Here is a 10,201-nt window from a genome sequence, read left to right as displayed (position 1 = left end):
TTGTCTGTCTTGATCTTGATAATTTTAAACAGATTCCATATTTCGGAACATTTGACATTGTAAAATACGTTATAAAAAAGGGCAAGCTATATTCCGGGCCTGCCGGAAATAATAAAATCAATTAATTTTAGACCAAAACATGAAAGAACTGCTGATAAAAATTATTACAATTGCGTATGGAGGAGTCGGTGTGCTTGGGCTTATGGCATATTGGCCTACAATAAAAGACCTGTATCGTCATAAAAAGAAAAGTGCAAATATTGCATCTTATGTTTTATGGACAGCAACATCGCTTATTACTTTTCTGTACAGTTTATTCATACTTCCGGATTTTCTTTTCAGGCTTGTATCAGGAATGAATCTCAGTGCATGCTCAATTGTTCTTTTTTTAAGTATCAGACTAAATAAACATAAATAACATTAATGACATACCGAGTCTATGTCAAAATGGAAAAATATTTTAAATTCTCTTCAGTAAAAACTATCTTTCTCTTATTCTCTCTATTTCTAATTACAGAGTGCGGGATCTTCCGACCCGAAAAACCTGCAGGCATGTATGTTATACCTGATATAAAGCAAACCGGCAATGTCCTTTACAAATCTTCCTCTGTATTCATATCTTACATTAAATGCATTGTTAAACAGGGCAGCGACACTGTTTACACGGTAATTGACGATAAAAGTGTAAATTTTAATTTTTCAATTAAGATACGGAATCTTGAACCCGGCAATAATTATTCTGTAACAATTTATGCATTTGACGAAAAGGGAGATTTTATTTTAAAGGGGTTTTCCTGGGGGATTAAAATCAGGCCGGATCAAACAACAGTTGTTTATGTAAAAATGAAACCGTTTTTTCCTCTGCTTATATTCCCCGAAGACAAATCTTTTATAAATAACCCGAGTCCTGTGTTCAGGTGGGCTCCCGTTTCAGATGCATACCATTATGAATTGAATATTAATAACGCAGAAAATTCTAAAGAACCTTCATTTGTAATTTTTACAGATTCCTGTTTTGCTTTTATTGAAAATCTTCCGGAGGACCATACTTTTTTCTGGCAGGTAAGAGCATCGGATTTAAAGGGAGTATGGGGAAAATGGAGCACTGTTTTTTCATTTACAGTTGATACTGTTTCACCAGCTTCTCCGAGTTTGATTCTTCCTGTGAATAATTCTGTAATCAGATGTGATTCGATTCTGTTTAAATGGGCATGTGAAAGCACAGATATAGATTTTTATGAAATATCTATTTCAGGACAAAGTTATTCTGCAGCTCCCGAAACATTGATAACTGATATTCGCCGGAACAGTTATTCTTTTATGGTAACCTATCCGAATGATACGTATGTCTGGAAAGTGAGAGGTGTGGACTTTGCCGGAAACAAAGGCAGATGGTCTGCGCGGGGGATAGTAATAATACAGCTTGCAGTACCCAAAGCTCCGGATCTGAATGATCCTCCTGACGGAGCTGTGTTAAAGGACGGCAGTCCTGTCTTTAAATGGGAAAAATCGGAAAACTCTGTATTGTACGAACTTTGCGCTGCAGAGGACACAACATTCAATATTCCGGTACTTTCTGTTACTGATATTGATACGTGCATTTACAAACCGGAAAATCCTTTAATGCCCGGCACATACTTCTGGAAAGTAAGAGCAAAAGATTCAAGAAATAATTACAGCAACTGGTCACATGTATGGCAGTTTTGGGTGCCGCTGTCCAAAAAGTAGTGCAGACTGAGGTTTACTCAAGCATCATCAATTAGTAAAAAAGTCAAAAATATTACCGATAGTACTTGAATCAGCTTTGTAAATTTCCGTATATTTGCATCTCGTACACGTTACAGTTGTAAACCGTTTATTCTGAACATCAAATAGTTTGCTTAGCATACCTCCTGTTGCCCTGAATTCTCCGATTTCGTATTGAGTGTTTGAGCATTTTGGGCATACAAAGTTAATGTGATGATTATCCATGCAGTTTCTCCGTTTAATTTGTCTGAATCCAGCTTACAATGTATAAGGCTTCCGGAAAAATTTTCTCCCTGTCTTCCAGAATCTGCCATTTACCTTTTATTCCTGCCTCTGCTGATACCAATTCAAAATGACACATTGCAATACCGATATCAATGTGCTGTAATTGAAATTTATTATCAGGATCTCCGTACTGTTTTGAAGGTTTAAGGAAAAAATCAAATTGGTTTTTCGAAGCATCCTTTACAATTCTCCACGGCTGCTTATTTGATGCTGAAGGCCCCAATCTTACAGCTTCGAGAGCATCTGCATAACTGCCTGCTGCTTCAGGAGTTATTGGCATTTTGTTATCACTTGTAAAGAACAGCTCCTTCCACGTTCTTCGTTTTTTTGATGCTGCAAAAAACCGTATTGCCGATTCACGCAGAGTCAGGTCTTTAACAGATTTTCCTACAGGTGAGATTGCAGGAATAACTTCGTTATGCCGCAGGTTTACTGCTGCTGCAAAACGGTTTTTTCTGAAAGATGCCCCTAACCAGCATGTGCCGAGGTCCATCCGAGTTGCCTGCAGAATATTTTTCTCCATAGCATACCCAAAATCCTCATAGCACAAATAGTCATTATAAACTGCACCTGCTATAAATTGCACGGCTCCTTTTATCATTCCGTATGTACTTAGTTTTACAGGAGTTCCCGAATATCCCTGCTGACTGACAATTGAGAATCTTACCTTATTTAAAAAGGGGCCCCTCTGGTTTTCCATAAAAAAGTTTTTAAAAATCCTTATCTGCTCCTCTGTAAGGGGCTCCCCTGTATAGGAACGTCTTGATCTGCGTTTTTGTATCAGATTAAACACGGATTCTTGTTTTTCCATAAATTCCTCTGTTGTCAAACAAACATTCAAAACATAAATTTATTCAACTCATAATTCTTTTTCATAAAGCGTATATGTTTTAGACGGTACTGAATGCATCATTTCAATAACACGTATTACCATTACATTATCTTCAAGCACCCAGCCCATATCGCAGTATGTATATCCCCTGTCCTGAGAGTACATCTTTTGTTTCCACAACATAACACCGTCAAGCCCGAGCCTGCGGAATTTTTTCTTAACGCCCATGTATCCCAGGCGGAATCCCTTAACTTTATTCCGTGTAAGAATCATTTTAAGGGCACGCAGCAGCTCAAACCTTTTTCCAAAAATGTATACCGGTTTCAGGCGTTCCGTAACATTGGGTACTCCTCCGAAAAATGCTGCAGGCTCGCCTTTGACATATACAAAAACAAAGAGTTTCTTGTCCATTATCAGCATCATTTCATCAATCATGTGATAAAATTCTTCCTGAGTAAACGGTACAAAACCAAAATTGTCATTCCATGCATCATTGTATATTTCAAACATCTCCTTCTTTCGTACTTTAAGCGGCCTTTCGTCCCATGTCTCAATTGTGACGTTAAACCTCTTAATGACTTTTTTTGATACTCGAACAAGTTTTTCTTCCATTGGATTAAAGGGATCAACTTCCCAGGATAAAACATTCTTTATAGGCTTAAAACCATTTTTCTCAACGAGTTTTTGATAGTAGGGTTTGTTGTAATGGTAGTACATAACAGGCCGGGATTCAAATCCTTTTACAAGTACACCAGGTGTGGCTTCGTTTACAGGAAGATTCTGAGGCCCGCGGATCACGGTCATTCCTTTTTCTTTAAGCCATTTGGAAGCAGCTGATATCAGAATGTCCGCAACATTCTGATCGTCAATTGTTTCAAACTGGCCGAAAAAACCGGTTTTTTCATCCCAGTGTTTGTTGTGATTATAATTTATAAAAGCATTGCACCTGCCTACTACTTTGTCATCTTGTATTGCAAGAAAAAATTGTGTATCAGCATGTTTATAAAAAAGATTAATCGGTTCAAAAAATCCTACAAGCCCAAGCAGCTTAAATCCGAGGTACTCAAAATCAAGAAGGGGGATATACTTATCATTTCCTTTATAGTGTTTCCAGTGAAAATCTACAAATTTTTTCAGCAGCTTTTTATCCTCTTTTGTCTTGTTTGAAAAGGATACAATTGTTATGTCATTTCCAGATGCCATTTCTCTCTCCTTTTTCTCACTGTTTATAAATTGATTTACATCGGATATATCACGCAAAACTACATTACAAGCCCGATTGCAATAAGCAGATCCGTTAAAATAATAACTGCCACATTAAGTCCAAGAGCAGGAATAAGTTCCGGTATTGAATTGTAGTTCCCCTCTGTAATAAGAACTGCCTTAATGGCAATTGGAATTGTTGCTAATGAAATTAATATTGTCTGCGGCGCACCTGTATAAAATGCAGAAAAAGCAATTAAACTATAGACGCATATTAGCCCTATCGCATAAACAGCCGAACTTTTCCTTTTACCAAGAAGCAGTACCAGATTACGTCGTCCTCCCTGCTTGTCAGCTCCCGCATCAGGAAACTCATTAAGAAAGAGAAGCAGGCTTGTAAGCAGGCCCGGAGGGATTGCTAGTAACAGTACCTGAAAACTAATCAGGCCTGTAAGTGCATAAAAAGTTCCCAGAATTACCAGAGTTCCAAGGGTTATACCTGCACCAATCTCGCCTAAATATATTTTAGCCAAATGGGATGTATAAAATCTGACAGAAAGGCCGCCTGCAATCATAAAGAGAAGTATAAGCCAGCCGGATACAAACGTAAAGTAGATGCCAATCAGGCCGGCGGATAGCAGAGATCCGTAAGCAGCAATTGTAACAGTTTTAACAGATGTTACACCTGTCTGAAGCATGCCGCTGCCGCCGCTGAAAGGCGTACGCGTTGTATTGCTGTCTATTCCGGTTTGATAATCTGAAATCTCATTAAAAAGATTAACAGATATGTGCGCAAGGATCACTCCTGCTAAAATCAATATTATATTTACCGGAACAGGAGGTACAACTCTTGATGCTGCAGCAGCTCCTATTGCAACAAGTACAACTGATAAAATAAGAAAGGGCCCCCGTATCTGTAAAATCATAGTTTGAATAAAATTTTTCATTGGCATTTTTTTCATCTCCCCTGTTGTAAGAATTCCCGCAAATGATAAACCATCTCTTTACTGTGTGTTGCGCTGTTTGTTTTCATGTCAAGATAAACCGATTCCGGAATAATATCTATCATTAATTTCGTACTTTCAGGCTCATGAAGTTTATCATGTGAACCGCCGATAAACAGGCACGGTATGTCTATGCCCTTTAAGCTGTTCCATATCTTATACTTCCATAGGGACATTACTGCGCGCTTTAGTTTCCACGGATCAGCAGCATCAATGGCATTCGCGTATTTTTCATATTGAGCCCTATCCTTCTCAATATTCATTCTGAATTTTCTTAAATACCACTTTACAGGAGGTTTAATCAAAAAATAAAGCGGGGGATAGAAAAAAGTGATAATCATCTTCCAGAAAAACGGCACCTTAAATTCCGCATTAGGTGCAATAAGTACAAGAGCTTTGGGCTTTACAGAAAGATTTTTTGCAGAATGCAGAATTAGAGATGCACCAAGTGAACTGCCGAATAAAACAAAGCCGCCCTGCCCGGGATTATAATATTTTATTACATTAATCAGATCTTCTGACATCGCATAAATGCTGAAATCTTTTTCCCCTTTGGTTAAGCCGCCCCTCTTCTCCCTGGTTTCAACATAAATAACAGGGAAGTCTTTTGTAATCTCTGCAAGAACATTTTTCCATGAAACAGGCTGCGTAATCCAACCCGGAACAAAAATAATCAAAGGATTATTGTTTTCCTGTGCAGGCTTGATTTTAAAAGCCCTGAGAGAAACTCTCTCGGAAACACGCACAAGTTCTTCTTTAACAGCCGAACCTTCAGCACAAAAGGCAGAAAAGTATTTCAGAGTATACGGTTGTTTTTTATTATTCATTTTTTAACTCAAATGTTGGTTTATACGTTTATACCACGATTTGTTTTGTTTATAAATATTTTTAAACTCTTTAAACAGCCTGTCGTACATCTCTCTGTTTTCAGGATTGGGAGAGAATGTTTTATCATATTTTATATACCTGGGAATATCATCAAATGATTTGATGTAGCCAAGGCCCAGACTTGCAAGAAGTGCTGCGCCTGTTCCGGCACTCTGCTGCGGATTGGCAACTCTTTTTATCTTCCTGTTAGTTATGTCCGCCATTATCTGACACCATATATCGCTTTTTGCACCTCCGCCGATCATTGGAAGCTCATCCTGTTTTTTATAGAGTTTTTCAAGCGTCTCAAGAGCCCACCTTGTGTTAAATGCAATACCTTCGAAAACAGCTCTGATAATATGCTCCCTGGAATGATCCAGGCTTACATTAAACAAACCCCCTCTGATATGGTCGTCATTAAGAGGACATCTTTCGCCGTACATCCACGGCGTAAACATAAGGCCTCCTGCCCCCGGGCCGGCCTGCTCTGCAAGTTGATCCAGTACCTGGTACACTTCATGAACATTGGCTTCATTGACAATCTGCTGTTTATGGTAAAGTACATTGTTTTTAAGCCACTCAAGACAGACTCCCGATGTTTCCTGATGTGCCATTGCAAGATAATATTTATAGGGATATCCGCTGCCCATACACCCTGCATAATGTGCAAGATCAATTTTTCTCTTCTCTGCATGGCCTGCAACCCACCCGGAAGTACCCACGCAGATATGGAATTCCTCATTCCCAAGTGCTCCGGATCCGATAGCTGAAGCAGCAAGGTCGCTTGCTCCGTTAACAACAGGGATTCCCGGCTTAAGGCCTGTGGTTTTTGCTGCCGCCTCTGTAATTTCACCGATTACAGCACTGCTCTCCCTGATTTCCGAAAGCTGCTCAGGAGTGATCCCTGCCAACTTACACAATTTGTCGTGCCACTTATAGTCTTTTTTTCTTGAATCAAGCATCCACCATATATATGCAAGGTCTATGGACGTAACCATATTGCCTGTTAATTTAAAAGTTATATAATCTTTTGCATCAAGGAATTTATATGTGTTGTTAAAAATTTCCGGTTCATTCTCCTTTAACCACAAGAGTTTTCCTATCTGATCTTTTCCCGTATGCCCCGGGGCACCGCCTGTTATTTTAAGGTATCTCAGGAGAAGAAACGGATTGTATCCCTGAATTTTCGGTTTTTTCCAGACCTTTGTACGCATAATGTCTGCACTTCTTCCGTCAAGCCAGCTTATCATAGGCCTTAGAGGTGTGCCCTGTTTATCAACAGGAAGAATACACTGGCTTTGCGAAGCCATTGTGATTCCTGCAATATCATCAGGACCTGTTTTTGTTATTTTAACAAGCTCTCTAGTCGTTGAACAAATTGCATCCCAGAGGTCTTCCGGATTCTGTTCTGCAAATCCCGGTGCAGGATGAAAAATCGGATACTCCTTTTTTACTTCTGCAACAAGACGCCCGTGTACAGTAACCATTGCGGCTTTGTCTGAACTTGTTCCCATGTCATGAACGATAATGTATTGTTTATCCATTTTTACCTGCGAAAATTTTGTTGGAGGATTGGTGTACAGATAAAAATATAATAAACTTGCTTTTTACATCAAACTAAAATCTAAAAAAATTTTATTATAGTTTTTACTGAATATATTGCGGCATTAAAAACAAAGGCCCCGGAGTTTAATCCGGAGCCCATGTAAAAACAACAAATTTAATTTCTTAAATTAATCCTGCTCAATAGCAGCCTGAGCAGCGGCAAGCCGCGCAATAGGCACACGGTATGGAGAACAAGAAACATAGTTCATACCTACCTTATGGCAGAACTTGACGGAATTCGGCTCTCCGCCGTGCTCACCGCAAATTCCTACTTTTAGATTGGGACGTGTACTTCTTCCTCTTTCAGTTGCCATCTCAACAAGCTGGCCCACTCCCTCCTGATCCAGAACCTGGAAAGGATCGTTGGGAAGAATTCCGTTATCAATGTAGAATGGAAGGAACTTGCCTGCATCATCACGTGAGTATCCGAAAGTCATCTGAGTAAGGTCATTTGTACCAAATGAGAAAAATTCTGCAGCTTCTGCAATTTTATCTGCAGTAAGAGCAGCACGCGGGATCTCTATCATTGTACCTACAAGGAAATCTATTTTTTCACCCCGTTCTCCAAAAACCTTGTCAGCTGTTTTCCTTATGATTTCTTCCTGCTTTACAAGCTCTGTCTTTGTACCGATAAGCGGCACCATAATCTCAGGCCTGGCATCAATGCCCCTGCCTTTACAATTAAGTGCAGCTTCGAGAATAGCTCTGGTCTGCATCTCAGTAATTTCAGGATATGTGTTTCCAAGACGGCAGCCTCTGTGCCCAAGCATAGGATTGAATTCAGCAAGTGAATCCACCTTCTCTTTAATCTTCTGGACAGATATACCCATCTGCTCTGCCATCTCTTTCTGATTCTTCTCTTCATGGGGGACAAACTCGTGCAGAGGAGGATCAAGAAATCTGATTGTTACAGGCAGGCCTTTCATTGCTGTAAAAATTCCTTCAAAATCTTCTCTCTGCATCGGAAGAAGTTTATCAAGAGCTTTTCTTCTTCCTGCTTCGTCTTCTGCAAGAATCATCTCACGCACAGCGATAATTCGATCTCCTTCAAAAAACATATGCTCTGTTCTGCAGAGCCCTATTCCCTGTGCTCCGAATTCTCGTGCAACTGTTGAATCATGCGGTGTGTCCGCATTGGTTCTTACGCCCAATTTTGTATATTTGTCACAAAGGTCCATCAGTTTGCCGAAATTGCCGCTCAGTTCCGGATCTCTTGTATCAACTTTGCCTTCAAGAACTTCTCCTGTTGTTCCGTTAAGAGAAATCCAGTCGCCTTCTTTTAAAGTTTTACCTGCGACTGTCATGGTGCGCTTTTTATAATCAATAACAAGTTTGCCTGCTCCTGATACACAGCACTTGCCCATTCCTCTCGCAACAACTGCTGCATGAGAAGTCATACCTCCGCGCGCAGTTAAAATTCCGTTGGCAGCATTCATTCCTGAAAGATCTTCAGGCGATGTTTCAATTCTTACAAGTACGACATTCTCGCCTCTTGATTTCCATTCTTCAGCTTCATCTGCAAAAAATACTATCTTTCCTGTTGCAGCTCCGGGAGAAGCAGGAAGGCCTTTTGTAACAACATACGCTTTTGCAAGAGCGTCATTATCAAATACCGGATGAAGCAGTTCATTTAATTTATTCGGCTCTACGCGCAGAAGAGCTGTTTTCTCGTCAATAATTCCCGCTTCAAGCATCTCCATTGCAATACGAACCATTGCAGCACCTGTACGCTTTCCTGTTCTGGTCTGCAGAAGCCATAGTTTTCCATCCTGGATTGTGAATTCAAGGTCCTGCATATCTTTATAATGATCTTCAAGTTTATTTTCAACCTTGATTAGATCTTTAAAAACTTCCGGCATCGTTTCTTCAAGGGAAGGATAATTGTTTTTACGGTCATCTTCACTTACCCCTGCAAGCTTCGCCCATCTTTTTGATCCTTCAAGAGTTATCTGCTGAGGTGTTCTGATACCTGCCACAACATCTTCCCCCTGGGCATTGATGAGATACTCGCCGTTAAATATATTTTCACCCGTTGCAGCGTCACGTGTAAATGCAACCCCTGTTGCAGAGTTATCACCCATGTTCCCGAAAACCATTGACTGAACATTTACAGCTGTTCCCCACTCATGAGGGATACTGTTGAGTTTTCTGTACACAATTGCACGATCATTATTCCAGCTTCCGAAAACAGCTTCAACTGCTCCCCAGAGCTGATCCCACGGGTTTGTCGGAAAATCTTTACCAGTATACTTTTTAACAGCCTCTTTGAATTTTACAACAAGCTCTTTTAAGGCTTCTACAGTAAGTTCAGTATCGTTTTTAATTCCATTTTTCTCTTTTACATCATTAATAATCTTCTCAAAGGGGTCAATATCATCCTTTTCCTCAGGCTTCATTCCAAGAACAACATCACCGTACATCTGAACAAAACGCCTGTATGAATCCCATGCAAATCTCTCATTGCCGGACTTTGCCGTAAGCCCTTTAACTGCATCTTCGTTTAAACCGAGGTTGAGAACCGTGTCCATCATACCGGGCATTGATATTCGTGCTCCGGATCTGACTGAAACGAGAAGAGGATTCTCGCTGTCACCGAACTTCAGGTTCAGAATATTTTCAATGTGTTTTACTCCTGCTTCAACCTGATCTTTGATAAGAC

General features: G+C 39.9%; 9 protein-coding genes. 2 read left to right on the top strand and 7 right to left on the bottom strand.

Annotation, left to right across the window (positions count from 1 at the left end; genetic code table 11):
• Positions 1-139 precede the first annotated feature (139 nt).
• Positions 140-418 carry a hypothetical protein gene (locus J7K93_05720; protein MCD6116492.1) on the top strand — a complete coding sequence of 93 codons (279 nt, stop codon included), beginning with the start codon at positions 140-142 and terminating at the stop codon, positions 416-418.
• A gap of 29 nt (positions 419-447) precedes the next feature.
• The gene (locus J7K93_05715) at positions 448-1,728 is read left to right on the top strand and encodes a hypothetical protein (GenBank protein ID MCD6116491.1); all 1,281 of its coding nucleotides are present in this window, start codon (positions 448-450) and stop codon (positions 1,726-1,728) included.
• 27 nt (positions 1,729-1,755) lie between these two features.
• Here the strand turns inward: J7K93_05715 and J7K93_05710 are convergent, their stop codons facing one another.
• The 7 genes from J7K93_05710 to J7K93_05680 form a co-directional block, all read right to left on the bottom strand.
• Entirely contained in the window at positions 1,756-1,971 is a 216-nt protein-coding gene (locus J7K93_05710; protein ID MCD6116490.1) for a zinc ribbon domain-containing protein, read from the bottom strand.
• 13 nt (positions 1,972-1,984) lie between these two features.
• Positions 1,985-2,842, bottom strand: coding sequence for a nitroreductase (locus J7K93_05705; protein ID MCD6116489.1), 858 nt, complete (start codon positions 2,840-2,842; stop codon positions 1,985-1,987).
• Between the two features lie 48 nt (positions 2,843-2,890).
• The gene (locus tag J7K93_05700) at positions 2,891-4,066 is read right to left on the bottom strand and encodes a hypothetical protein (GenBank protein MCD6116488.1); all 1,176 of its coding nucleotides are present in this window, start codon (positions 4,064-4,066) and stop codon (positions 2,891-2,893) included.
• Between the two features lie 59 nt (positions 4,067-4,125).
• Complete coding sequence (locus tag J7K93_05695; protein MCD6116487.1) at positions 4,126-5,019, bottom strand: prenyltransferase; 894 nt, start codon at positions 5,017-5,019, stop codon at positions 4,126-4,128.
• A gap of 5 nt (positions 5,020-5,024) precedes the next feature.
• Positions 5,025-5,897, bottom strand: coding sequence for an alpha/beta hydrolase (locus J7K93_05690; GenBank protein MCD6116486.1), 873 nt, complete (start codon positions 5,895-5,897; stop codon positions 5,025-5,027).
• Positions 5,898-5,900: 3 nt separating this feature from the next.
• Positions 5,901-7,481 (bottom strand): FGGY-family carbohydrate kinase, encoded by a 1,581-nt coding sequence (locus tag J7K93_05685; protein MCD6116485.1) that lies wholly within the window; start codon positions 7,479-7,481, stop codon positions 5,901-5,903.
• 189 nt (positions 7,482-7,670) lie between these two features.
• The coding region (locus J7K93_05680) for a pyruvate, phosphate dikinase (GenBank protein ID MCD6116484.1) at positions 7,671-10,201 on the bottom strand (2,531 nt) is incomplete at its 5' end.

The organism is bacterium, assembly GCA_021158245.1.
Lineage (GTDB): Bacteria > Zhuqueibacterota > QNDG01 > QNDG01 > QNDG01 > QNDG01.
Note: the sequence above shows the minus strand (reverse complement) of the source record. Positions and strands in the feature narration are given on the sequence as shown.

What these genes read in the sequence shown, in the direction of transcription:
- J7K93_05720 (MCD6116492.1), top strand. Translation starts at nt 140, where the DNA reads ATGAAAGAACTGCTGATAAAAATTATTACAATTGCGTATGGAGGAGTC.
- J7K93_05715 (MCD6116491.1), top strand. Translation starts at nt 448, where the DNA reads ATGGAAAAATATTTTAAATTCTCTTCAGTAAAAACTATCTTTCTCTTA.
- J7K93_05710 (MCD6116490.1), bottom strand. Translation starts at nt 1,971, where the DNA reads ATGGATAATCATCACATTAACTTTGTATGCCCAAAATGCTCAAACACT.
- J7K93_05705 (MCD6116489.1), bottom strand. Translation starts at nt 2,842, where the DNA reads ATGGAAAAACAAGAATCCGTGTTTAATCTGATACAAAAACGCAGATCA.
- J7K93_05700 (MCD6116488.1), bottom strand. Translation starts at nt 4,066, where the DNA reads ATGGCATCTGGAAATGACATAACAATTGTATCCTTTTCAAACAAGACA.
- J7K93_05695 (MCD6116487.1), bottom strand. Translation starts at nt 5,019, where the DNA reads ATGCCAATGAAAAATTTTATTCAAACTATGATTTTACAGATACGGGGG.
- J7K93_05690 (MCD6116486.1), bottom strand. Translation starts at nt 5,897, where the DNA reads ATGAATAATAAAAAACAACCGTATACTCTGAAATACTTTTCTGCCTTT.
- J7K93_05685 (MCD6116485.1), bottom strand. Translation starts at nt 7,481, where the DNA reads ATGGATAAACAATACATTATCGTTCATGACATGGGAACAAGTTCAGAC.